This is a genomic window from Nocardia suismassiliense (genome assembly GCF_900269665.1).
Classification (GTDB): domain Bacteria; phylum Actinomycetota; class Actinomycetes; order Mycobacteriales; family Mycobacteriaceae; genus Nocardia; species Nocardia suismassiliense.
This window is the reverse complement of record NZ_LT985361.1, coordinates 8,686,404-8,709,303: the sequence shown is the minus strand read 5'-3', so window position 1 is coordinate 8,709,303 and position 22,900 is coordinate 8,686,404. Positions and strand designations below refer to the sequence as shown.

Annotated in this window: 22 protein-coding genes and 1 pseudogene; 12 read left to right on the top strand and 11 right to left on the bottom strand. The window is 66.7% G+C overall.

Going from position 1 to position 22,900, the window contains the following annotated elements; genetic code table 11:
• Positions 1–3 precede the first annotated feature (3 nt).
• The 7 genes from rpoB (at position 4) to DBO33_RS38920 (ending at position 11,732) form a co-directional block, all read left to right on the top strand.
• Positions 4–3,510 carry a DNA-directed RNA polymerase subunit beta gene (rpoB, locus tag DBO33_RS38945; protein WP_107659488.1) on the top strand — a complete coding sequence of 1,169 codons (3,507 nt, stop codon included), beginning with the start codon at positions 4–6 and terminating at the stop codon, positions 3,508–3,510.
• 105 nt (positions 3,511–3,615) lie between these two features.
• On the top strand, positions 3,616–7,569 hold the full coding sequence (locus tag DBO33_RS38940; protein ID WP_107659487.1) for a DNA-directed RNA polymerase subunit beta': 3,954 nt from the start codon (positions 3,616–3,618) through the stop codon (positions 7,567–7,569).
• A 225-nt stretch (positions 7,570–7,794) separates the two neighbouring features.
• Positions 7,795–8,826, top strand: a complete 1,032-nt coding sequence (locus tag DBO33_RS38935) for an alpha/beta fold hydrolase (RefSeq protein ID WP_107660972.1) — start codon at positions 7,795–7,797, stop codon at positions 8,824–8,826.
• An 8-nt stretch (positions 8,827–8,834) separates the two neighbouring features.
• Positions 8,835–8,972 carry a hypothetical protein gene (locus DBO33_RS43320; protein WP_159080733.1) on the top strand — a complete coding sequence of 46 codons (138 nt, stop codon included), beginning with the start codon at positions 8,835–8,837 and terminating at the stop codon, positions 8,970–8,972.
• A 58-nt stretch (positions 8,973–9,030) separates the two neighbouring features.
• Entirely contained in the window at positions 9,031–10,002 is a 972-nt protein-coding gene (locus DBO33_RS38930) for a zinc-binding dehydrogenase (protein WP_107659486.1), read from the top strand.
• A 61-nt stretch (positions 10,003–10,063) separates the two neighbouring features.
• The gene (locus tag DBO33_RS38925; protein WP_107659485.1) at positions 10,064–11,128 is read left to right on the top strand and encodes a glycerophosphodiester phosphodiesterase family protein; all 1,065 of its coding nucleotides are present in this window, start codon (positions 10,064–10,066) and stop codon (positions 11,126–11,128) included.
• Between the two features lie 133 nt (positions 11,129–11,261).
• A complete protein-coding gene (locus DBO33_RS38920) occupies positions 11,262–11,732 on the top strand; it encodes a PaaI family thioesterase (RefSeq protein WP_107659484.1) in 471 nt (156 codons plus the stop codon).
• Positions 11,733–11,768: 36 nt separating this feature from the next.
• Here DBO33_RS38920 and DBO33_RS38915 read toward each other — a convergent pair whose 3' ends face one another.
• On the bottom strand, positions 11,769–12,779 hold the full coding sequence (locus tag DBO33_RS38915) for an aldo/keto reductase (RefSeq protein WP_107659483.1): 1,011 nt from the start codon (positions 12,777–12,779) through the stop codon (positions 11,769–11,771).
• Positions 12,780–12,879: 100 nt separating this feature from the next.
• Here DBO33_RS38915 and DBO33_RS38910 point away from each other — a divergent pair, with 100 nt between their 5' ends.
• Entirely contained in the window at positions 12,880–13,749 is an 870-nt protein-coding gene (locus tag DBO33_RS38910) for a helix-turn-helix transcriptional regulator (protein WP_107659482.1), read from the top strand.
• Between the two features lie 5 nt (positions 13,750–13,754).
• On the opposite strand, the gene DBO33_RS38905 is transcribed toward DBO33_RS38910, so the two are convergent.
• The 5 genes and pseudogenes from DBO33_RS38905 to DBO33_RS44850 all read right to left on the bottom strand — a co-directional run.
• Positions 13,755–14,381 (bottom strand): hypothetical protein, encoded by a 627-nt coding sequence (locus DBO33_RS38905; protein ID WP_107659481.1) that lies wholly within the window; start codon positions 14,379–14,381, stop codon positions 13,755–13,757.
• A gap of 115 nt (positions 14,382–14,496) precedes the next feature.
• On the bottom strand, positions 14,497–14,967 hold the full coding sequence (locus tag DBO33_RS38900; protein WP_107659480.1) for a MarR family winged helix-turn-helix transcriptional regulator: 471 nt from the start codon (positions 14,965–14,967) through the stop codon (positions 14,497–14,499).
• A 92-nt stretch (positions 14,968–15,059) separates the two neighbouring features.
• On the bottom strand, positions 15,060–16,046 hold the full coding sequence (locus DBO33_RS38895; RefSeq protein WP_107660971.1) for a pirin family protein: 987 nt from the start codon (positions 16,044–16,046) through the stop codon (positions 15,060–15,062).
• 31 nt (positions 16,047–16,077) lie between these two features.
• Positions 16,078–16,389: a GNAT family N-acetyltransferase gene (locus DBO33_RS44855; protein ID WP_407670645.1), complete on the bottom strand. Its 312-nt coding sequence runs from the start codon at positions 16,387–16,389 to the stop codon at positions 16,078–16,080.
• A gap of 21 nt (positions 16,390–16,410) precedes the next feature.
• Positions 16,411–16,872, bottom strand: a pseudogene (locus tag DBO33_RS44850) (carboxymuconolactone decarboxylase family protein); the annotation flags it as partial.
• 172 nt (positions 16,873–17,044) lie between these two features.
• On the opposite strand from DBO33_RS44850, the gene DBO33_RS43740 reads away from it, so the two are divergent.
• On the top strand, positions 17,045–17,215 hold the full coding sequence (locus tag DBO33_RS43740) for a hypothetical protein (RefSeq protein ID WP_167837573.1): 171 nt from the start codon (positions 17,045–17,047) through the stop codon (positions 17,213–17,215).
• 60 nt (positions 17,216–17,275) lie between these two features.
• On the opposite strand, the gene DBO33_RS38880 is transcribed toward DBO33_RS43740, so the two are convergent.
• From DBO33_RS38880 to DBO33_RS38870, 3 genes are read right to left on the bottom strand one after another with little or no spacing between them, the layout of a single operon-like run.
• Complete coding sequence (locus DBO33_RS38880) at positions 17,276–17,566, bottom strand: putative quinol monooxygenase (RefSeq protein ID WP_234391275.1); 291 nt, start codon at positions 17,564–17,566, stop codon at positions 17,276–17,278.
• Between the two features lie 30 nt (positions 17,567–17,596).
• The gene (locus DBO33_RS38875; protein ID WP_107659477.1) at positions 17,597–18,604 is read right to left on the bottom strand and encodes an aldo/keto reductase; all 1,008 of its coding nucleotides are present in this window, start codon (positions 18,602–18,604) and stop codon (positions 17,597–17,599) included.
• Positions 18,601–19,056, bottom strand: a complete 456-nt coding sequence (locus tag DBO33_RS38870) for a MerR family transcriptional regulator (protein ID WP_107659476.1) — start codon at positions 19,054–19,056, stop codon at positions 18,601–18,603. Before DBO33_RS38870 ends, DBO33_RS38875 begins: the two co-directional genes overlap by 4 nt.
• Positions 19,057–19,211: 155 nt before the next feature.
• On the opposite strand from DBO33_RS38870, the gene DBO33_RS38865 reads away from it, so the two are divergent.
• Positions 19,212–19,787, top strand: a complete 576-nt coding sequence (locus tag DBO33_RS38865) for a Uma2 family endonuclease (protein ID WP_107659475.1) — start codon at positions 19,212–19,214, stop codon at positions 19,785–19,787.
• Positions 19,788–19,810: 23 nt separating this feature from the next.
• Here DBO33_RS38865 and DBO33_RS38860 read toward each other — a convergent pair whose 3' ends face one another.
• The gene (locus DBO33_RS38860; protein WP_107659474.1) at positions 19,811–20,179 is read right to left on the bottom strand and encodes a glyoxalase superfamily protein; all 369 of its coding nucleotides are present in this window, start codon (positions 20,177–20,179) and stop codon (positions 19,811–19,813) included.
• Between the two features lie 58 nt (positions 20,180–20,237).
• Here DBO33_RS38860 and DBO33_RS38855 point away from each other — a divergent pair, with 58 nt between their 5' ends.
• Positions 20,238–20,441 carry a hypothetical protein gene (locus tag DBO33_RS38855; protein WP_107659473.1) on the top strand — a complete coding sequence of 68 codons (204 nt, stop codon included), beginning with the start codon at positions 20,238–20,240 and terminating at the stop codon, positions 20,439–20,441.
• Between the two features lie 8 nt (positions 20,442–20,449).
• Here the strand turns inward: DBO33_RS38855 and DBO33_RS38850 are convergent, their stop codons facing one another.
• The gene (locus tag DBO33_RS38850; RefSeq protein WP_107659472.1) at positions 20,450–20,941 is read right to left on the bottom strand and encodes a SixA phosphatase family protein; all 492 of its coding nucleotides are present in this window, start codon (positions 20,939–20,941) and stop codon (positions 20,450–20,452) included.
• Positions 20,942–21,099: 158 nt separating this feature from the next.
• Here DBO33_RS38850 and DBO33_RS38845 point away from each other — a divergent pair, with 158 nt between their 5' ends.
• Positions 21,100–22,770 carry an FAD-dependent oxidoreductase gene (locus tag DBO33_RS38845; RefSeq protein WP_107659471.1) on the top strand — a complete coding sequence of 557 codons (1,671 nt, stop codon included), beginning with the start codon at positions 21,100–21,102 and terminating at the stop codon, positions 22,768–22,770.
• The last annotated feature ends 130 nt before the right edge of the window (positions 22,771–22,900 follow it).

Here is a 22,900-nt window from a genome sequence, read left to right as displayed (position 1 = left end):
GAGGTGCTGGAAGGACGCATCTTGGCAGTCTCCACCCAGACCAAGGCAGTTGCCGGAATCCCCGGAGCCCCGTTGCGGGTGTCTTTCGCGAAGATCCGTGAACCCTTGGAGGTGCCCGGACTTCTCGATCTACAGACGGACTCATTTGCATGGTTGATCGGTTCGCCGTCATGGCGTGAAAAGGTCGCCCTTCGCGGCGATGTCGGGCTAGTCGGGGGACTCGAGGAGGTGCTCGAGGAGCTTTCGCCGATCGAGGACTTCTCCGGCTCGATGTCCCTGTCTTTCTCTGACCCTCGGTTCGAAGAGGTCAAGGCCTCCATCGACGAGTGCAAAGACAAGGACATGACCTACGCGGCGCCGTTGTTCGTCACCGCGGAGTTCATCAACAACAACACCGGTGAGATCAAGAGCCAGACGGTCTTCATGGGAGATTTCCCGATGATGACCGACAAGGGCACGTTCATCATCAACGGCACCGAGCGCGTCGTCGTTTCGCAGTTGGTTCGTTCGCCGGGCGTCTACTTCGACCACTCGGTCGACAAGACCACCGAGAAGGACCTGCACAGCGTGCGCGTCATTCCGTCGCGTGGCGCGTGGCTGGAGTTCGACATCGATAAGCGCGACACCGTTGGTGTGCGCATCGATCGCAAGCGTCGTCAGCCGGTCACCGTGCTGCTCAAGGCGCTCGGTTGGACGAACGAGGAGATCGTCGAGCGTTTCGGCTTCTCCGAGATCATGATGTCGACGCTGGAGAAGGACAACACCGCCGGTCAGGACGAGGCGCTGCTGGACATCTACCGCAAGCTGCGTCCGGGCGAGCCGCCGACCAAGGAGTCCGCGCAGACCCTGCTGGAGAACCTGTTCTTCAAGGAGAAGCGCTACGACCTGGCGCGCGTCGGCCGCTACAAGATCAACAAGAAGCTGGGTATCCACCTCGGCGAGCAGGTCACCGGATCGGTGCTCACCAAGGAAGACATCGTCAGCACGATCGAGTACCTGGTCCGCCTGCACGCGGGTGACCGCGTCATGACCGCCCCCGGCGGTCAAGAGGTCCCGGTCGACGTCGACGACATCGACCACTTCGGTAACCGTCGCCTGCGTACCGTCGGCGAGCTGATCCAGAACCAGATCCGGGTCGGCCTCTCCCGCATGGAGCGCGTGGTCCGCGAGCGGATGACGACTCAGGACGTCGAGGCGATCACGCCGCAGACCCTGATCAACATCCGCCCGGTCGTCGCCGCGATCAAGGAGTTCTTCGGAACTTCGCAGCTGTCGCAGTTCATGGACCAGAACAACCCGCTGTCGGGCCTCACCCACAAGCGCCGCCTGTCGGCCCTTGGCCCGGGTGGTCTGTCCCGTGAGCGGGCCGGCCTGGAAGTCCGTGACGTGCACACCTCGCACTACGGCCGGATGTGCCCGATCGAGACCCCGGAAGGCCCGAACATCGGCCTGATCGGTTCGCTGTCGGTGTACGCGCGGGTCAACCCGTTCGGTTTCATCGAGACGCCGTACCGCAAGGTGGTCGACGGCCGGGTGACCGACGAGGTCAAGTACCTCACCGCCGACGAAGAGGACCGGCACGTCCGTGCGCAGGCCAACTCGCCGGTCGACGCCGACGGTCGTTTCCTCGAGGACCGGGTGCTCTGCCGTCGCGGCAACGAGGAGAACGAGCTCGTCGCCGCCGATGAGGTCGACTACATGGATGTCTCGCCGCGCCAGATGGTGTCGGTCGCGACGGCCATGATCCCGTTCCTCGAGCACGACGACGCCAACCGCGCCCTGATGGGTGCGAACATGCAGCGTCAGGCGGTTCCGCTGATCCGTTCCGAGGCCCCCGTGGTGGGCACCGGCATGGAGCTGCGCGCCGCTGTCGACGCCGGCGATGTCGTGGTGAACGAGAAGGGCGGTGTGGTCGAGGAGGTTTCCGCCGACTACGTCACCGTGATGGCCGACGACGGGACTCGCAAGAGCTACCGGATGCGCAAGTTCGCCCGCTCCAACCAGGGCACCTGCGCGAACCAGCGGCCGATCGTGGACGAGGGCCAGCGGGTCGAGGTCGGCCAGGTGCTGGCCGACGGTCCGTGCACCGAGAACGGTGAGATGGCGCTGGGCAAGAACCTGCTCGTCGCGATCATGCCGTGGGAAGGCCACAACTACGAGGACGCGATCATCCTGTCGCAGCGCCTCGTGGAAGAGGACGTTCTCACCTCGATCCACATCGAAGAGCACGAGATCGACGCCCGCGACACCAAGCTCGGTGCCGAGGAGATCACCCGGGACATCCCGAACGTCTCCGACGAGGTCCTCGCCGACCTCGACGAGCGCGGCATCGTGCGCATCGGCGCCGAGGTTCGTGACGGCGACATCCTCGTCGGCAAGGTCACCCCGAAGGGTGAGACCGAGCTGACCCCCGAGGAGCGGTTGCTGCGCGCGATCTTCGGTGAGAAGGCGCGCGAGGTGCGCGACACCTCGCTGAAGGTGCCGCACGGTGAGTCCGGCAAGGTCATCGGCATCCGCGTGTTCTCGCGCGAGGACGACGACGATCTGCCTCCCGGTGTCAACGAGCTGGTGCGCGTGTACGTGGCGCAGAAGCGCAAGATCCAGGACGGCGACAAGCTCGCCGGTCGCCACGGCAACAAGGGTGTTATCGGCAAGATCCTGCCGACCGAGGACATGCCGTTCATGCCGGACGGCACCCCGGTCGACATCATCCTGAACACCCACGGTGTGCCGCGTCGTATGAACATCGGCCAGATCTTGGAGACCCACCTCGGGTGGATCGGCAAGGCGGGCTGGGATGTCGGCGTCGGTGCGGACGGGACTCGTCCCGACTGGGCCAAGGCGCTGCCGGAGGAGATGCTGGCGGCCCCGGCCGACTCGAACATCGCCACCCCGGTGTTCGACGGCGCCCGCGAGGAGGAGCTGACCGGTCTGCTCGCCTCGACCCTGCCGAACCGCGATGGTGAGCGCATGGTCGACGACAACGGCAAGGCCACCCTGCTCGACGGCCGTTCCGGCGAGCCGTTCCCGTACCCGGTGGCGGTCGGCTACATGTACATCCTGAAGCTGCACCACCTGGTCGACGACAAGATCCACGCCCGTTCGACCGGCCCGTACTCGATGATCACCCAGCAGCCGCTCGGTGGTAAGGCGCAGTTCGGTGGTCAGCGCTTCGGTGAAATGGAGTGCTGGGCCATGCAGGCCTACGGCGCGGCCTACACGCTGCAGGAACTGCTGACGATCAAGTCCGACGACGTGGTCGGTCGCGTCAAGGTTTACGAGGCGATCGTCAAGGGCGAGAACATTCCGGAGCCGGGCATTCCGGAGTCCTTCAAGGTGCTCCTCAAGGAACTCCAGTCGCTGTGCCTCAACGTCGAGGTGCTGTCTTCCGACGGCGCCGCGATCGAGATGCGCGACGGCGACGACGAGGATCTGGAGCGCGCCGCGGCGAACCTGGGCATCAACTTGTCCAGGAACGAAGCGGCCACCGTCGACGATCTGGCGAACTAGGCGGTCGGCCGGATGCCGTTCCAACAGAACGGCATCCGGCCCCGCGTTCCACCAACTAGTGAACTTTTTGCTCGAATTCGACCCTTATAGGGGAAAGGAAGTTACGTGCTAGACGTCAACTTCTTCGATGAACTCCGGATCGGCCTGGCCACCGCGGACGACATCCGCCAGTGGTCTTTCGGCGAGGTGAAAAAGCCGGAGACCATCAACTACCGCACCCTCAAGCCGGAGAAGGACGGGCTCTTCTGCGAGAAGATCTTCGGTCCTACCCGGGACTGGGAGTGCTATTGCGGCAAGTACAAGCGTGTCCGCTTCAAGGGCATCATCTGTGAGCGCTGTGGCGTCGAGGTCACTCGCGCCAAGGTGCGTCGTGAACGGATGGGCCACATCGAGCTGGCCGCACCGGTCACCCACATCTGGTACTTCAAGGGCGTGCCCTCGCGCCTCGGGTACCTGCTCGACCTGGCGCCGAAGGATCTGGAAAAGATCATCTACTTCGCCGCCTACGTCATCGTCGCGGTCGACGACGAGCTGCGCCACAACGAGCTCAGCACGCTCGAAGCCGAGATGGAGGTCGAGAAGAAGGCGGTCGCCGACCAGCGCGACGCCGACCTCGAGGCCCGTGCCCAGAAGCTCGAGGCCGACCTGGCCGAGCTCGAGGCCGAGGGTGCCAAGTCCGACGTCCGCCGCAAGGTCAAGGACGGCGGCGAGCGCGAGATGCGTCAGCTGCGCGACCGGTCCCAGCGTGAGCTGGATCGGCTCGACGAGATCTGGACCACCTTCACCAAGCTGGCGCCCAAGCAGCTCATCGTCGATGAGGTGCTCTACCGCGAGCTGATCGACCGCTACGGCGAATACTTCACCGGCGCCATGGGTGCGGAGTCCATCCAGAAGCTGATGGAGAACTTCGACATCGACGCCGAGGCGGAGAGCCTGCGGGAGACCATCCGCAGCGGTAAGGGCCAGAAGAAGCTGCGCGCGCTCAAGCGGCTCAAGGTCGTCGCGGCGTTCCAGACCAACGGCAACTCGCCGATGGGCATGGTGCTCGACGCCGTTCCGGTGATCCCGCCGGAGCTGCGCCCGATGGTTCAGCTCGACGGTGGCCGGTTCGCCACCTCCGACCTGAACGACCTGTACCGCCGCGTGATCAACCGCAACAACCGCCTCAAGCGACTGATCGACCTCGGCGCGCCCGAGATCATCGTCAACAACGAGAAGCGGATGCTGCAGGAGTCCGTGGACGCGCTGTTCGACAACGGCCGTCGCGGCCGCCCGGTCACCGGACCGGGTAACCGCCCGCTGAAGTCGCTGAGCGATCTGCTCAAGGGCAAGCAGGGTCGTTTCCGGCAGAACCTGCTGGGCAAGCGCGTCGACTACTCGGGCCGTTCGGTCATCGTGGTCGGCCCGCAGCTGAAGCTGCACCAGTGTGGTCTGCCGAAGCTGATGGCGCTCGAGCTGTTCAAGCCGTTCGTGATGAAGCGTCTGGTCGACCTGAACCACGCGCAGAACATCAAGTCCGCCAAGCGCATGGTCGAGCGTCAGCGTCCCCAGGTGTGGGATGTCCTCGAAGAGGTCATCGCCGAGCACCCGGTGCTGCTGAACCGCGCGCCCACCCTGCACCGCCTCGGCATCCAGGCGTTCGAGCCGCAGCTCGTCGAGGGTAAGGCGATCCAGCTGCACCCGCTCGTCTGTGAAGCGTTCAACGCCGACTTCGACGGTGACCAGATGGCCGTGCACCTTCCGCTGTCCGCGGAGGCGCAGGCCGAGGCCCGCATCCTGATGCTGTCCTCGAACAACATCCTGTCGCCCGCCTCCGGCCGGCCGCCCGCCATGCCGCGTCCCGACATGGTGCCCGGCCTGTACTCCCTGACCCGCCTCGAAGAGGGCGCGAAGGGCGAGTACAAGGCCTCGGGCAAGGACAAGGCCGAGTTCGGCGTCTACTCCTCGCCTGCCGAGGCACAGATGGCGGTGGACCGCGGTGAGCTCACCGTGCGTTCGCTGATCAAGGTGCGCCTCATCCACCAGCGCCCGCCGAAGGACATCGAGGCGAAGCTGTTCCCGGAGGGCTGGACCCGCGGCGACGCGTGGATTGCCGAGACCACCCTTGGTCGCGTGCTGTTCAACGAGCTGCTGCCGGCGGACTACGCGTTCATCAACGAGCAGATGCCGAAGAAGCGTCAGGCGACGATCATCAACGATCTGGCCGAGCGCTACCCGATGATCGTGGTCGCGCAGACCGTCGACAAGCTGAAGGACGCGGGCTTCTACTGGGCCACCCGTTCCGGCGTGACGGTCTCCATGTCCGACGTGCTGGTGCCGCCGGAGAAGACCGAGATCATGGAGCGCTACGAGGCGCTTGCCGATCAGATCGAGAAGAAGTACCAGCGTGGTGCGCTCGATCACCAGGAGCGCAACAACGCCCTGGTCAAGATCTGGCAGGAAGCGACCGAAGAGGTCGGTACGGCACTGCGGGCGCACTACCCGCCGGACAACCCGATCATCACGATCGTCGAGTCGGGCGCCACGGGTAACTTCACCCAGACTCGTACCCTCGCCGGTATGAAGGGTCTGGTGACGAACCCGAAGGGTGAGTTCATCCCGCGCCCGATCAAGTCCTCGTTCCGTGAGGGCCTGACCGTGCTCGAGTACTTCATCAACACCCACGGTGCTCGTAAGGGTCTGGCCGATACCGCGCTGCGTACCGCCGACTCGGGTTACCTGACCCGTCGTCTGGTGGACGTCTCGCAGGACGTGATCGTGCGCGAGCACGATTGCGCCACCGAGCGCGGCATCATCGTGCACATCGCCGACAAGCAGGCGGATGGCTCGCTCATCCGCGACGCGCACGTGGAGACCTCCGCGTACGCTCGCACGCTCGCTTCGGACGCGGTGGACGCCAAGGGCAACCTCGTCATCGCGAAGGGCGCCGACCTCGGCGACCCGGCGATCGACGCGCTGCTCGGGGCAGGCATCACCGAGGTCCGGGTCCGCTCCGTGCTGACCTGCACCACCGGTACCGGTGTCTGTGCCACCTGCTACGGCCGTTCGATGGCCACCGGCAAGCTGGTCGACATCGGTGAGGCCGTCGGCATCGTCGCCGCGCAGTCCATCGGTGAGCCCGGTACCCAGCTGACCATGCGTACCTTCCACCAGGGTGGTGTCGCGGGCGATGACATCACCGGCGGTCTGCCCCGGGTGCAGGAGCTGTTCGAGGCCCGCGTGCCGAAGGGCAAGGCTCCGATCGCCGAGGTCAGTGGCCGGGTCCGGATGGAGGACGACGACCGCTTCTACAAGATCACCATCATCCCCGATGACGGTGGCGAAGAGGTTGTCTACGACAAGCTCTCGAAGCGGCAGCGGCTGCGTGTCTTCAAGCACGACGACGGCACCGAGCGTCTGCTCTCCGATGGTGACCACGTCGAGGTCGGCCAGCAGCTGCTGGAAGGCGCGGCGGATCCGCACGAGGTGCTGCGCATCATGGGTCCCCGTCAGGTGCAGATCCACCTGGTCCACGAGGTCCAGGAGGTCTACCGCTCGCAGGGTGTGTCGATCCACGACAAGCACATCGAGGTCATCGTGCGCCAGATGCTGCGTCGCGTGACGATCATCGACTCGGGTGCCACGGAGTTCCTGCCGGGTTCGCTCACCGAGCGTTCCGAGTTCGAGGCCTCCAACCGTCGCGTCGTCGCCGAGGGCAATGAGCCCGCGGCGGGTCGCCCGGTGCTGATGGGTATCACGAAGGCGTCGCTCGCGACGGATTCGTGGCTGTCGGCGGCGTCCTTCCAGGAGACCACTCGAGTGCTGACGGACGCGGCCATCAACTGCCGCTCCGACAAGCTCATCGGCCTCAAGGAGAACGTGATCATCGGCAAGCTGATCCCGGCCGGTACCGGTATCAACCGCTACCGCAACATCACGGTGCAGCCGACCGAAGAAGCCCGTGCCGCCGCGTACGCGGTGCCGTCCTACGACGACACCTACTACAGCCCGGACAGCTTCGGCCAAACCACCGGCGCCGCAGTCCCGCTCGACGACTACGGTTTCAGCGACTACCGCTAGCCCGGTACCGCAACACATCCGGCCCTCGCTCCCTTCCAGGAGCGGGGGCCGTTTGCGTTGGTAGAGCGTCTTCACGGTGTCGGAAGAGTGATGCGAAATTTACTTCGCGGGGAATATTTTCTGTAAGAATATTTTCAATTGAAGGGGTTTGGTCGGTGGATGGTGCGCTCGGGCGGCTGGGACCTGCTGAATCCTGTTCCGCCCGTTGCGAAAGCGAGTCGCTTCATGACCGACCACCAGATCTTCGATCTCGGTGATTTCACCACCCAGCACGGTGCCACGCTGCGTGGTGCCTTCCTGACATACGCCACCTACGGTGAGCTCAACGCGGACAAGAGCAATGCCATCGTCTATCCGACGTGGTATTCGGGGCGACATTGGGACAACGAGTGGCTGATCGGTCCGGGGATGGCGCTGGATCCGGCGGAGTACTTCATCATCGTGCCGAACATGATCGGCAACGGCCTGTCCAGCTCGCCGAGCAATACGCTGCAACCCTATGACCGTGCCCGCTTTCCGGACATCACGGTGTACGACCAGGTGGCCGCGCAATACCGTTTGGTGACCGAGCGTTTCGGCATCGAGCGACTGGCCTTGGTGACCGGCTGGTCCATGGGCGCGGGCCAGACCTACCAGTGGGCGGTGAGCTACCCGGACATGGTGGAGCGCATCGCCCCGTTCTGCGGCTCAGCCCGGACCAGCGACCACAACAAGGTCTTCCTGGAGGGCGTCAAGGCGGCCCTGACCGCCGACTCGGCCTTCGCCGGCGGCTGGTACGGCGAACACTGGCCGACCTCCGGATTGCGCGCGCTGGCAAGGGTTTACGCGGGCTGGGGTTTCTCGCAGGCCTTCTACTGGGAGAAGGAGTACGAGAAACTCGGGTACACCTCCCTCGAGGACTTCCTGATCGGCTTCTGGGAGGGCTTCTTCTTGGACGGCCGCGACCCGAACAACCTGCTCACCATGCTGTGGACCTGGCAGCACGGCGACGTCGGCCGCACGCCCGGCTTCGACGGCGACACCGAAGCCGCCCTCGCCTCTATCAAGGCCACCGCCCTGGTCATGCCCGCCGAGAAGGACCTGTACTTCCCGCCGGAGGACGAGGCCTGGGCCGTCGGCCACATGCGCCATGCCGAACTCCGGGTGATCCCCGGCATCTGGGGCCACTTCGCCGGCCACGGCAGCAATCCCGAAGACACCCGGTTCATCGACGCCGCCCTAGCCGAGCTACTCGGAAAACCCGGTGGCCTGGCCTGATCCGGCCAGTGAACTATCCACTGGTGGTCACGCTCGGTGCCCTGCTGTTGCTCGGCATCGTCGCGCTGGCGGTCTGGGACGACGTGCGAGACCTGGATGAGGACGGCATCCGGCAGGCCGACGAGGAGCGAATTGACATCAACTAACGTTTAGGTTGCACGCTGGTCACCGAAGCTCGAACGAGTTCTGACCAGAGGAGTTGCTGTGCGCGCCGTAGTCCTGCATTCATTCGGCCCCCCGGAAAACCTGCGCTACGAGGAGGTTCCGGATCTGAAACCGGGTCCGGGCGAGGTGCGCATCGCCGTCCGGGCGGCCGGTGTGCACCTGATCGAAACGGCGATGCGGGCGGGCCTGCCGATCGGCCCGCCGCTACCCGAGCTGCCCTCGATCTTCGGCGGCGAGGTCGCGGGCGTCGTCGACGCGATCGGGCCGGACGTGGACCTGTCGTGGCTCGACGCCGCCGTGGTGACGCCGCGCAGCACCTCCGGCGGCTACGCCGAGTGGGCGGTCGCGGAGTTGCCTGCGCTGCACCGGATTCCGGCCGCGCTGGACTATTCGACCGCCGTCGCCATGATCGTCACCGGCACCACCACCGTCGAGGTCCTCGATATCGCGGCGCTGACGGCCGACGATCTGGTCCTGGTGAATTCGGCGGCGGGCGGGGTCGGCCGATTGATCGTCCAGCACGCCCGCAATATCGGCGCCAGGGTCATCGGCGCGGCCGGCGGACCGGCCAAGGTCGCTGCGGTGGACGCACTCGGCGCCGATCTCGCCGTCGACTACAACGAGCCCGACTGGACCGACCAGGTCCGGCAGGCGTTCTGCGACCGTGCAGTGACGGTGGTGCTTGACGGTGTGATGGGCGAGAAAGGCCGGGCGGCAGTGTCCCTGCTTGCCGAGGGCGGGCGGTACGTCACCTACGGAAACGCCTCCAGGGAGTCCTTCGAACCGGACCCGGAAAAGCTGGGGGAACAGGGCATTACGGTGATCGATGCGCTATCGATCATGCTGAGCAAGCCGCGTGAGGTGCGCGGCGAAGAGTCCCGCGCGCTGGCCGCGGCCGCCGACGGCACCATGGTGCCGGCTGTCCAGACCTTCCCGCTCGACCAGGCGGCGAAAGCACATGCCGCGTTGGAGAATCGGGCGACGACCGGCAAGGTGGTGCTGATTCCGTAATCCGTCCGGGATTCATGCGGACGTCACCGCCGCGTCGGCGGAGGCGGCCACAATGGGGTGTATGCGTCGAACGTCGGTACTCGGAGTCGCGGCGATCCTGCTGGCCGGTCTGCTGAACGCGGGTGCGGCGTCGGCGGACGTGCCGCCGGTGCAATTCGATCTGCAGGCGCACCGCGGTGGCCTCGCCCTGGTGGTGGAGAACACGGTGGCCGCCTTCGCGAACGCGTTGGAGCTCGGCGTGCGCACGCTGGAGCTGGACGTGCAGATCACCGAGGACGGCTACGCGGTGGTCACCCACGATCGGGACCCCAATCCCAACAAGTGCGTCGACACCGCGCCCGCCTTCCTCGGCGATCCCGAGTTCCCCTATGTGCCGGGCACCAGGTTCATTCGCGACCTGACGTTGGCGCAGGTGCGCACCATCGATTGCGGCTCACTGCGTTTGGCGGCCTTTCCCGAGCAACGCACCGTGCCGGGCGCTCGAATGCCGCTGCTGTCAGAGGTTTTCGATCTCGTGCATGCTTATCGAGCCGATGAGGTCATGCTGAACATCGAGACCAAGGTGGAGGCGGGCGCGCCGGAGCAAACCGCGCCGCGTGAGCAGTTCGTGCAGGTGGTCGCGGCGGAAGTCCGGCGCGCACACCTCGAAAATCAGGTCACCATCCAGAGTTTCGACTGGGGCGCCCTGATGCGCATGCGGGAGGTGGCGCCGGAACTGCCGATCGTCGCGTTGACCAACGGGCAGCAGTTCCTGCAGGCCGACCAGCCCGGGGCGTCGCCCTGGTTGGGCGGCCTCGACATCGATGACTTCCCCGGGACACTGCAGCGGAAGTTCGTCAGCGCCGCAGCGTCTTTCGGGGCCGATGCCGTCTCGCCGGTGCATGGTGACCCGCAGGACGGCAGCGTCGAGGATCCGGGCTATCGGCCGTTCACGACGCGTGAACTGGTGCGGGCCGCACACCGGCAGCAGATGCGCGTGGTGCCGTGGACGGTCGATGACCGCGCCACCATGACCGCGCTGATCGACCTCGGCGTGGACGGCCTCATCACCAATCGTCCGGACCTGTTGCGCACCGTGCTCGCCGAACGCGGCTACCAGCTACCGAAGGCTTATCCGCGCCCCTGACGCACGGGGAGTACCCGCGGTCCGGCTTGCGCCGCAACGTATCCACGAGCCCGGTCTCGCGCTTCGCGTGGACAACGCGTGCCCACCACGGTATGAAAATGGAACACGTTTCAGTTATGTAGTGGGAGATGCGATGGACAGCGCGGCCATGGGCGAGTTGGTGATGGCAGGGTTCCAGAAGCTGGGGTTCATCCAATTCACCGGGATCGAAGGGGTGGAGTTCGATGCCGGACGAAACGTGGTGCGGATGGCGCCGCGGGCCGAGCATCTCAACCACAACGGTGATCTGCACGCGGCGGTGCTGTTCGGCCTGGCCGAGACCGCGGCGATGGGTGCGTCGGTCTCGGGAATCGTGGACCTGATGGGCGAGACCTTCATCGTGGCCAGGGACGGGCGGATCGAATATCGGGCACGCGCCAAAGGCGATGCCGGTCCGTACCTTGCGACATCCGAGGTATCCGGGGAGATTTTGCAGCAGGTGCGGGCGGATATCGCGGCACGGACGCCGATCGAGCTGGAGGTGCCGGTGAACATCACCGACAACACCGGAAAGTCGGTCGCCGCAGCGGCATTCACCGCCGTGATCCGGCCGCGCCGGAAGTGATCCGGCGCGCGTCCGACCGCGCCCGCCGCTCTCGGCTCAGCGCTCGCTGTCGAGCATCGCCATCTGCTCGGCGGCATACCGCGAACCGGCGATCTGCTCGGCGGGCACCGCAGCCTCGATAGTCGCCAACTCGTCCTCGGTCAGCGAAACATCCAGTGCGCCTATCGCTTCCGCCCAACGCTCGCGCCGGCGCGCACCGATGACCGGCACGATATCGTCGCCGCGGGTCAACACCCAGGCGATCGCCAGCTGCGCGACCGAAGCATCCTTGGCCGCGGCGATTTCGGCGAGCGCGTCGACCAGCTGCAGGTTCCGGCTGAGGTTCTCGCCCTGGAAGCGCGGGCTGTGCGCCCGGAAGTCGTTGGCGGCGAACGTGGTCCCGGCCTGCACCGAGCTGCTGAGCAGGCCGCGCGACAGCACACCGTAGGCGGTGACACCGATGCCGAGCTCGCGGCACAGCGGCAGGATCTCGGCCTCGATACCGCGCGAGATCAGCGAGTACTCGATTTGCAGGTCCGCGATCGGATGCACGGCCGCGGCGCGCCGGATGGTGTCGGCGCCGACCTCGGACAGCCCGATGTGCCGCACATACCCCGCCTCGACGAGCTCGCCGATCGCGCCGACCGTGTCCTCGATCGGGACGTTCGGATCGAGCCTGGCCGGACGGTAGACGTCGACATAGTCGACGCCGAGCCGCTGCAGGCTGTAGACGAGGAAGTTGCGCAAGGCCTCGGGCCGATTGTCCACGCCGCCCCAGGTACCGCCGGGGCCGCGCAGCGCGCCGAACTTCACACTGAGCACCACGTCCTCGCGCGGCCGCTCGGCGATGGCCTTGCCGATCAGTAGCTCGTTGTGTCCGGCGCCGTAGAAATCGCCGGTATCGATGAGGTTCGCGCCCGCGTCGAGCGCGGCGTGGATGGTTGCGGTCGATTCGGCGTCGTCCGCGGCGCCGTACATGCCGGACATCCCCATCGCGCCGAGGCCGATGCGGCTGACGGAAGGCCCGGTCTTACCGAGCTGAACTGCGGGAATCTTCGATGTCGTCATGCGACCAGCCTGCGCTTCCCGCAGCGATCGCGGCAGAGATTGTTTATCGGGGGATCGCCGGTCCCTGGCTGAGCGGCCCGGCTCGAGGAACAGTGGTGTTATGGACCGCACCGAGCTCGCCGACTTCCTGCGCCGCCGGCGGGAGCAGTTGACGCCCGCCGACGTGGGTTTGCCACCCGGTGTCCGGCGTCGCACTCCCGGCCTGCGCCGGGACGAGGTGGCGCTGCTGGCCGGCATGTCCACGGACTACTACACCCGATTGGAGCAGTCGCGTGGGCCGCGGCCGTCCACCCAGGTGCTCGCCTCGCTGGCCCGCGCGCTGCGCTTCAGCAGCGACGAACGCGACTACCTCTACCATCTGTGCGACCAGTCGCCGCCGGGGCGCGAGCACACCGACAAACACGTCGGCCCCGGACTGATGCACCTGCTCGCCAAGCTGGACGACACCGCCGCCACCGTGGTCACCGACCTCGGTGAGGTACTCGTGCAGAACCGCATGCACACCCTGCTCGTCGGTGATCACGGCACCTGCCGCGGCTGGGACCGCTTCTACGCCTACCGCTGGTTCACCGATATCGAGACGCGCGCGACCTTCCCCGAGGAGGACTGGGATCGCTTGGGCCGCCAGCATGTCGCCGACCTGCGGGCGACGGCCGCGCGCAGAGCGGGCGATGCCGACGTCGCCGAGTTCATCGGCGTATTACGTTCCGCGAGCATCGAATTCGACCGGCTCTGGGACGAACACGAAGTAGCGGTGCGACTTTCGGACACCAAGCGCATCCGGCACCCGCAGGTCGGCTTGATCGACACGATCTGCGAAACGCTGCTCACGCCGAACGCCGCCCAGCGCCTGCTGGTCTACCTACCCCGCCCCGGCACGGACGCGGCGGAGAAGCTGGATCTGCTGCGCGTCATCGGAACGCAGACCCTGGGCGCCACCAGCGACATCGAGGATTCCGCGCAAAACTGAGCGGATCAGGGTGCGCCGGTGGCATAGTCGAGCGCCGCGTCGATCGCGGGCTGACCGCCGCCCATGGCGAGCCCGGCCGCCGCGCCGATCGCGGCGCCGAGCACCGTGGTGATCGGCACCGTGATGAAGTCGAGCACGAAAAGCCCGAGCGGGAAGCCGAGCACGAAGCCGATCGCCGCGCCGATTCCCGCGCCCGCCAGCACAATCGGCATGGCCTTCTCGACCTCGGCGAAGAACCGCTCCTGGCTGCTGACATCGCGCAGTGGCGTCTGCGACATGTTGTCCGGAACGAGAGTAAGCCGGTGGCCCGACTGCTCGATGACCGGATGCAGCGCCACTCGCTTGTCGCCGACGCGCAGCGCCATCGGGAGCGCGGCGACGACGTTGCCGTCGTGACCGGTCAGCGTGACGACCCGGCCGTCGTGGATCAGGTCGAAACGACCGTCCTGGATGGTGGTCACCGCGGCGCGCCGATCCTCGGATGCCGCTACCTGATAGGCGATGTCGGCGAAGGATCCGTGCACATCGAGCGCGGTGTCGGGGGTGGTGGGATCCGCATGCGTGGCGCTCGTGCTGATGACCGTGGCGACCAAGGCCAGCAGTGCCGTCGCGGCGATTCTGGAGACTCTCATCGTGTTCTTTCGGTAGCGCTGCCCCTGCGCAGTGTTTTTCGTCGGCGACAGTATCAGGCGCGGCCGGGACGGCGGTTCGAACCGGTAGAACGGCTCGGTCGCAGCGCAACTCGGCTCACCGCTCGAGTTCGCCGCTCAACCTGCGCAGGTAGCCGGCGAACCGCTGCCGGTCGAGGTCGTCCCAGTCGGCGGTGAGTTCGGTGAAGACCTGGCGCTGCCAGTCGCGCGCATCGGCGAGCAGGCGCTCACCGCTCGTGGTCAGCGCCAAGGACGTTCGGCGCCGGTCGTGCTCGGACTCGGCGCGGGAAAGGTGGCCCGCCGCGGTGGCGTCACGCACCATCCGGCTGGCGCCCGAATGATCAAGTCCGAGTTGATGTGCCACCGAGGTGATGGTGGCCTCGGCGCCCTGTTCGACGGTGGCGGCTACCGCCTCGACCACCTGGACGTGCTGAGCGTGCCGTAATTGCTCGGGTAGGTCCGCGGACGTCCGGTTGATCCAGCGCCGAGACCAGAATCGAACCAGTCGAAACAACGCGGGCCCGCCGTCGGCGGCGGTCCCAGGCTTGGCGGTCGCCCGTCTGCTCATGGTGCCAGCCTAGCTGGCCCTTGCCAATCACATGCGTATCGCATGCATATTTGTATGCAGTTCGCATGCTCGTGGCGTAAGCCGAACGCGAATCAGGTTCTGGCCGTACCGATCCGGCGTTTGCGCGGCTTGAGATGCAGACCCGGCAGTGGTGGCGCCGGGATGCGTTGCTCGGGCGGGTGGCCGGCGATATCCGGGAAGCGGCTGAGATCGCGGTTCTCCCAATCATTTCGGGCCGCCACGATGTCCTCGTGGCTGCGGCCGACGAAGTTCCACCACATCACCAGTTCCTCGCCGAACGGCGCACCGCCGATCAGCGCGAAATGCGCACCGGCCGTGCTGGTCAGCGAGATCTCCGCCCGGTCGGTGCCGAGGTACAGCAGCGGGCCCGCGGTCAGCGGGCTGCCGTCGGCCGTCACCTCGCCCTCGATCACCATCAGCGCGTGCTCGAAGCCGCGCTCCAGCGGGAGCGTCGCCGCACCCGGTGCCAGCCGCACGTCCGCGCCGACGATCGGCGTGTAGGCGGTGGCGGGGGAGGTGACGCCGGCCAGCGTGCCGATCAGCACGATGGCTTGCAGTCCCGGCGCCTGATAAACGGGCAGGTCGCGATGCTGCTCGAAATGCGGGTCGATCCCGGTTTTGTTGCCGGGCAAGGCGATCCACAGCTGCAGACCGTGCCCGGCGTGCGCGCCCGCGACACCGTATTCGGAGTGCGCGATGCCGCGCCCCGAGGTCATCAGATTCAGCTGCCCCGGCTGGATCTGCACATCGGAGCCGACCGAGTCGCGGTGGCGGATCCGGCCGTCGAACGGCCAGGTCACCGTCTGCAGGCCGATGTGCGGATGCGGATCGATATCCGGCGACGCCCCGGTATCGGTGACCGTGGGCGAGCCGAAGTGATCCAGGAAGCACCACGCCCCGACTGTCGGCAGGTCCCGTTGCGGCAGTACACGTTCCACGAAGACGCCGCGTACGCCGCCGAGCGGTACCTCACGCGCCGGGTAGAGCTCGGCCACCGGCCCCGGGCCCGGTGCGGGCTCGCAGAGCGTCTCCGCCGGATGCGGATCGAGGTCGCTCACGACCGCGTCGTTCCGGACGCTGTGCGCTCCCTCACCGGGTGACACCCTTGCCGATCACCTGCGCGTCGTACTGCGGGTGCTTGTCCAGGTAAGCCTTGATGAACGGGCACAGCGGGCGGATCACCCGGCCCCGCTCGATCACGTCCTCGATGGCCTGCTTGGCCAGCGTGCTGCCCAGGCCCTTGCCGGAGAACGCGCCATCGATCTCGGTGTGCGTGAACACCGTCTCGTCGTCGCGCTCCTCGTACTCGGCGAACCCGGCGAGCTCGCCGCCGTAGGTCACCTCGTACCGGTTCTTCTCGTCGTTGCGGACAACCTTGGATTCCGAGGCAGCTGCGGTCATGGTCGACTTCTCCTTCGATGCGCGTACCGGATGCTTACTGAGGATCGACACGCGATTGAACGCGCCGATCGTGGTGGCTGCCCAGACAACGACGGACAGCTGATCGTCGGTCAGGTGCTGGCGGGCGAAAGCGTAGTCACGCTCCATTGTCGCCTCGTCCGGCAGCGTGGCGGTGATCTCGGCCAGTGCGAGGGCGGCCTGTTCCTGCGGTGTGTACAGCTCGGTGCGCCGCCACGCGGGCAGCACGGCGAGTTCCTGTTCGGTGTTTCCCGCGGCGAGCGCGGCTCGCTGGTGCGTGTCCAGGCAGAAGGCGCAGCCGTTGAGCTGGGAAACGCGCAGGTTGATCAGCTCGATGAGCTTGCGGTCCAGGCCGACCGCGGCGCCCGCGGCGCGGACTTCGCTCGCGACCTTGCTGAGGGCGCGGAACGCGGCGGGCGTCTGCTTGTCGATCCAGACGCGGTCGTGCGGTACATCGGGCTTCACTCCACTGGATGGTAGTGAGCCGGGTACCCGGTCGTACGGCCGGGGCAGGTTTAAACGGACCGGGGTCCGCGTCCATTTACACCGGCATACAGAACTCGTAGAGATCGTTCGGCACTGCTCGCGCGGGCTCGTGCGCGGGACAAACATGGAGGTCCGTAGAAGGAGAAGTGTCATGAGGTTCCGCAACCGCACCGCCCCCACCCTGGTCGCCGCCTGCCGTCGCAGCGCGCACCGTATTTGGGCCAGGCAGGATCTCACCCCGCAGGAGCGGGCGAATCTGATGGCCGGGTGGACGCCGCCCGCCATCATCAGCGCCTCGCTGGGCGGGCGAACGTTCCACTGAGACAGCACGGCCCGGCGATCCGCGTTCGGATCGCCGGGCCGGCGCACTGTTCGGCTGTTGTCAGATCTCGGTGAATCGCCGCAGCTGGAACGGCTCGACCAGGATTTCGTCCAAGGCTGCCGCACACTGCTTCAGATGCGGGGTCTCGAAATGCGCGGCCAAGGCGTCGGCGTCGACCCACTCCTCGAGCAGGACGACCCGGCTCGGATCGGTGGGGTGCAGGTACAGCTCGTAGCCGAGGCAGCCGTGCTCGGCGACGGTCGGCTCGATCATTTCCTGCAACACCTCGCGCAGCTCGGCCTCGCGGCCCGGCTTGGCGGCGAAGCGGACATTGAGCGTCAGCGTGGACACGGTTGAACTCCTGATCTGTTGTGGTGCTTGTTATTCCCGGCCTGCGGACGTGAAAGACATGTCCGCGTAGCGGTTTCCGGCCACCTGGCCCGCGATCGGTGCGAGCGTCGCCAGTTCGTCGGCGGTCAGCTCGATGGTCGCGGCCGCAACATTATCGGCAAGCCGAGTCCTACTGCGGGTGCCGGGAATCGGGGCCACCGAGAGATCGTGCACCCGGGCCTGTGCGTGCAGCCAGGCCAGCGCGACCTGTGCCATGGTGATCCCGCGGGCCTCGGCGATGGTGTGCAGCGGCGCGAGCAGTTCGGCGTTGCGGGCCGCGTTGTCCTCGGCGAAGCGCGGAAACACCCGCCGCACATCGTCTTTCCCGAGTTCCTGGACCGCACCGGTCAGGAAGCCGCGGCCCAGCGGCGAGTACGGCACGAAGGTCACGCCGAGCTCGATGGCGGCGGGCACCACCGTTCGCTCGACATCCCGGGAGAAGATCGACCATTCGGACTGCACGGCCGCGATCGCATGCACCGTCTGCGCCGCGCGCAGCTCCGGACCGGTCACCTCGGACAGGCCGATCGTGCGAATCTTGCCCTGCTGCACCAGATCTGCCAGCACGCCGACGGTGTCCTCGATCGGCACCGCCGGGTCGCGCCGGTGCATGTAGTACAGGTCGATGACGTCGATGCCGAGCCTGCGCAGACTGGCCTCCACGGAGTTGCGGATGTATGCCGGTGAGTTGTCGATGCCCCGGTAGGCCGGATCGTCTGCCTTGCGGACGATGCCGAACTTGGTGGCCAGCACCACCCGGTCGCGGTTGGCTCGCACGAAGTCGCTGAGGAACTCCTCGTTGTGACCCAGGCCGTAGACGTCGGCGGTGTCGAACAGCGTGACGCCCAGTTCCAGCGCCCGGTCCAGCGTCGCCCGTGATTCGGCCAGGTCGCTGGTGCCGTAGAACTCACTGATCCCCATGCAGCCCAGTCCCTGCACGCTGATCTCGATGCCGCTGGTGCCCAGCGTGGTTTTCGGCAGCGTTCCGGTAGTGGTCATACCTTGATCCCTTCACGGTCTTGCACGGTGATCGTGGCCGGGCGGGCAAGCTGTGCCTTGCCCTCGTAGATATCGATCTTGTAATCCAGCACGGCCACGGTCTGGCGAAGTTCATCGATCTTGGCGAGGACCTCGGCGCGCGTAGTGCGGAACATCTCCAGCCGCTCGGGGAACGTCGATTCCCCGGCCCGCACCAGCTCGGCGTAGCGAACCATGTCCGCCACCGTCATCCCGGTGGTGCGCAGCCTGCCGATCAGCGCCAGCCACTCCAGATCGCGATTGCTGAAGCGCCGTTTACCGGCATGATCACGGCCCACGTAATCCATCAGCCCGATCCGCTCATACCAGCGCAGCGTGTCCCGGCTCAGCCCCGACCGTTCGGCAACCTCACCGATCGAATACCTCGGCCGCTCCCAGTCGCTGCCCCGCTCGTCCCGTGCGCCTTCACTCACGACCCTCGCCCTTCCCGTTGAACACCGACGACGCTAGTCACCTGGAGTGCACTCCAAGCAAGTCCAATCTACGGATAGCCGCGGTCGCGTTCCGGCCGCCCGAGTACCTTGCGTGGGACACTGGAGCCGACCAGGGGGCGAGCTGAGGAGCGAGCGTGACCGCACTTCCGGAGCCAGGACGGCTGTTGACCATCGCCGACTACGTGGCGCTCGGTGAGGACGATCGGTATCGCTTGGAGCTGGAGGAGGGGAAGCTGTTGATGGTGCCGTCGCCGGAACCGGAGCACAATCTCGTCGGCGTCGAACTCTGGTCCCAGCTACGCACCCAACTGCCCCCGGAATTGGTCGCGGTGCCCGACATCGATATCGACCTGGAGCTGGCTCCCGTGGAGGGGCCGGCGACGGTACGCAGGCCGGACATGGTGATCGTGCGGCGATCCGAGGTCGACCGACGCAAAGCCGAAGGTGGGATCCTGCGTTCGTCGGGCGTCGTCGTCGTCATCGAAATCGTCTCACCCGGCTCCCGCCGCACCGACTACCGCACCAAGCGCGGCGACTACGAGGACGCGGGCATCCCCCAGTACTGGATCGTCGCCCCGACCCCGCCGGTAAGCCTGCTCGCACTGCGACTCACCGACGAACTCGGCTACGTAGACAACGGCGAAGCAACCGAAACCTTCACAACCACCTCACCCTGCCCCCTGGAGATCGCGCTGGATCAGCTGGACTGAATCCAGCGCGGGTCTCGAGAAGCTCAGTTGTACTGCGGCAATTCCTGCACGGCCCACTGGTTTCCGTCGGGGTCGGCGAAGTAGGTGAACTTGCCCCAGGCCAGTTCTTCCACCGGTGAGGCGTCCACGCCGGCCGCCACCAGGTGTTTGTATGCGTCCTCCGCGCTGGCGACCACGATCTGCATGCCGCGCACGCTGCCGGGGGCCGCGTCGGTGACGCCCTCGCCGATGCAGATCGAGCAGCCGGAGCCGGGTGGTGTGAGCTGTACGAAGCGCATGTTCTCGTCGACCCGGTGGTCGTGGTCGGCGTTGAATCCGATCTTGGTGTAGAAGTCTTTGGCGCGATCCACGTCGGTCACCGGGATCGCGATGAGCTCGATTTTCCAATCCATCGACCGAGCATCCCACCGGTGGCCGACAAAGTCCTGGCTTCCGGCCTACCCTGGGGACATGCCTGGTAAGGACGTCAACCGGATCAGGGCCCGCTCGGCCCTGGCAACGGTCAAGGAAAGCCCGGTGATCGCCGCTATCGCGGTGGCGCCGGTGGTGCTCGCGCTCGCCGTCGTGTGGTGGCTGCTCGGCGGGTTCGCCGCGTTCGTGCTGCTGGTCGTGCTCGGCGCGGTCGTGGTGGTCGGCGGCAAGCTGCTGAACTGACTACCTGTTCAGCGGGGGATGTGGAAACGCACGAGTTCACCGGTCCCCGGGTCGATCTGCGTCCACGGCCGGTCGAATTCGAGCACGGCCAGCGCCGAGGTGGGGAACTTACGGCTGAGCTCGATGGCGGCCGTCGAACTGCGGTTGCTCGCCAACTCCCATGCCGTCCACGGCATTCCGGGCGCGTGCCCGATCACCAGCAGCGTCGACACGTCGTCGTCGCTGAGCTGGACCAGCTCGATGAGGCTCTGCGGGGAGGCCTCGTAGATGCCCGCTTCGTAGACCACCGGCGCGGTGACACCGGTGGCGGCGAGGGTTTCCCTGGTGCGGGTCGCGGTGGAGCACCGCACCGCGTCGATCGGCGGCTGCGTCTTGCGCAACCACTCACCCGCCAAGCCTGCCTCGCGTTGTCCGCGCGGCGCCAGCGGGCGCTCGTGGTCGCCGACACCGTCGGGATAGGCCGACTTGCCGTGCCGCATGAGGATCAGAGTCCGCACCATGGGGATACCGTAAGGCCTCCGGTCGCATGGCCTCGACCACACTCGAGGCAAACTGAAAGCGGCGTCACATCGCGGTGGTTCCGCGCTGTGCCGTTTCTGTCCACCTCTGCCCACCGGGTGGCCTACAGCCCACGTACATCTTCGAGGATCTGCACAATATGGCCTACGTAATCACGCAGCGTTGTTGCAACGACGCCAGCTGCGTTTCCGAGTGCCCTGTCGATTGCATCCGTCCGACCCCGGACCAACCGGAGTTCGCGACGACCGAGATGCTCTACATCGACCCCGACACCTGTATCGACTGCGGTGCGTGCGTCGATGCGTGCCCGGTCGAGGCGATCTTCTCCGAGGACGACCTGACCGCATCGCTGGCCAGATACCGTGAGATCAATGCGGCCTATTTCGAACGGCATCCGCTGGAATCGAACTTCGACCCGATCGTGACGCCGCCGCGGCCGCCGAAGGAGCTCGGCACCCTGCGGGTCGCGATCGTCGGCGCGGGCCCGGCGGCCTGCTACGCGGCCGACGAGCTACTGCGCAGGGCGGACGTGGAGATCGAGATGTTCGACCGGGTGCCGACCCCGTGGGGTCTGGTCCGGGCCGGCGTCGCCCCCGATCACCCGGGCACCAAGACGGTGTCGAGCCTGTTCGAGTCCGCGTTCCGCCGCGAGACCCTGCAGTACTACCTCAATGTCGAGGTCGGCACGCACATCTCGCACGAGGAGCTGCTGCGGCACCATCACGCCGTCATCTACGCGGTCGGCGCGTCGACCGACCGCAAGCTCGGCGTTCCCGGTGAGGATCTGCCGGGCAGCCACTCGGCCACCGAGTTCGTCGCCTGGTACAACGGCCACCCCGACTTCGCGGACCGGCAGTTCGACCTGTCCGGTGAGCGGGCGGTGATCGTCGGCAACGGCAATGTCGCACTCGACGTCGCCCGCGTGCTGACCGTCGACCCCGACGAGCTGGCCAAGACCGACATCGCCGACCATGCGCTGGACGCCCTGCGGCGCAGCAATATTCGCGAGGTAGTGGTGCTCGGCCGGCGCGGCCCGCTGCAGGCGGCGTACACGTCGTCGGAGTTCCTGGCGCTGGCCCATCTGCAGGGCATCGACGTGATCGTCGACGAATCCGACCTGGCGCTCGATCACGCCAGCCAGGCGCTGCTGGACGACCCGCAGGTCGAGCCGTCGCTGAAGCTCAAATACACCCTCGCCGAGGAGTACGCGGGCGGGCGGCGCGACCCTTCGCACAAGCGCATCGTCTTCCGCTACCTGGCCTCGCCGACCGCGCTCGCCGGCACCGACCACGTCGAGGCGATCGAGTTCGCGCACAACGAATTGTTCGAGGAGAACGGCCAACTGCTGGCGCGCCAGACCGAGCGCACCGAGCGGATGGACGCCTCACTGGTGCTGCGTTCGATCGGTTACCGCGGCGCGGCCGTCGCCGACGTGCCGTTCGACGAGCGGCGCGGAGTGATGCCGAACGAGCACGGCCGGGTGCTCAGCGCGGATGGCACGCCGCTGTCCGGGGTGTACGCGAGCGGCTGGATCAAGCGTGGCGCCCGCGGTGTCATCGGCTCGAACCGGATCGACGCCGAGGAGACGGTGGAGAACCTGATCTCCGACTTCACCAGCGGCAAACTCGCTGCGCCCGAGGCGGATCGGGCGGCGCTGAAGGCGTTGCTCGGCCAGCGGCAGAGCGACCTGGTGGACCGGGAAGGGTGGCGGGCGATCGATCAGGCCGAGCGGGCCGCGGGCAAGTCCGCCGGACGGCCTCGGGTCAAGTTCACCACGCGCGAGGACCTGCTCAAGGCCGCACGCGGCTGAGTCGACGGGCACGCCGACCGGAATCGCGAGTTTCCGGTCGGCGCGTTCGGATTTCGGGGTTTCGGCTGATGCGAGCTTCGGGTCGGCGTGGTCGAATCACATTGTTCGCGCGCCTGCGTTCCTCAGCGCG

Excerpts from the sequence above, each read along its gene's own strand:
- DBO33_RS38855 (WP_107659473.1), top strand. The coding sequence starts at position 20,238 with ATGCCTGGTAAGGACGTCAACCGGATCAGGGCCCGCTCGGCCCTGGCA.
- DBO33_RS38850 (WP_107659472.1), bottom strand. The coding sequence starts at position 20,941 with ATGGTGCGGACTCTGATCCTCATGCGGCACGGCAAGTCGGCCTATCCC.
- DBO33_RS38900 (WP_107659480.1), bottom strand. The coding sequence starts at position 14,967 with ATGAGCAGACGGGCGACCGCCAAGCCTGGGACCGCCGCCGACGGCGGG.
- DBO33_RS38935 (WP_107660972.1), top strand. The coding sequence starts at position 7,795 with ATGACCGACCACCAGATCTTCGATCTCGGTGATTTCACCACCCAGCAC.
- DBO33_RS38875 (WP_107659477.1), bottom strand. The coding sequence starts at position 18,604 with ATGACCACTACCGGAACGCTGCCGAAAACCACGCTGGGCACCAGCGGC.
- DBO33_RS38915 (WP_107659483.1), bottom strand. The coding sequence starts at position 12,779 with ATGACGACATCGAAGATTCCCGCAGTTCAGCTCGGTAAGACCGGGCCT.
- DBO33_RS38905 (WP_107659481.1), bottom strand. The coding sequence starts at position 14,381 with ATGAGAGTCTCCAGAATCGCCGCGACGGCACTGCTGGCCTTGGTCGCC.
- DBO33_RS44855 (WP_407670645.1), bottom strand. The coding sequence starts at position 16,389 with ATGACCGCAGCTGCCTCGGAATCCAAGGTTGTCCGCAACGACGAGAAG.
- DBO33_RS38910 (WP_107659482.1), top strand. The coding sequence starts at position 12,880 with ATGGACCGCACCGAGCTCGCCGACTTCCTGCGCCGCCGGCGGGAGCAG.
- DBO33_RS38845 (WP_107659471.1), top strand. The coding sequence starts at position 21,100 with ATGGCCTACGTAATCACGCAGCGTTGTTGCAACGACGCCAGCTGCGTT.
- DBO33_RS38920 (WP_107659484.1), top strand. The coding sequence starts at position 11,262 with ATGGACAGCGCGGCCATGGGCGAGTTGGTGATGGCAGGGTTCCAGAAG.
- DBO33_RS43740 (WP_167837573.1), top strand. The coding sequence starts at position 17,045 with ATGAGGTTCCGCAACCGCACCGCCCCCACCCTGGTCGCCGCCTGCCGT.
- DBO33_RS38860 (WP_107659474.1), bottom strand. The coding sequence starts at position 20,179 with ATGGATTGGAAAATCGAGCTCATCGCGATCCCGGTGACCGACGTGGAT.
- DBO33_RS38925 (WP_107659485.1), top strand. The coding sequence starts at position 10,064 with ATGCGTCGAACGTCGGTACTCGGAGTCGCGGCGATCCTGCTGGCCGGT.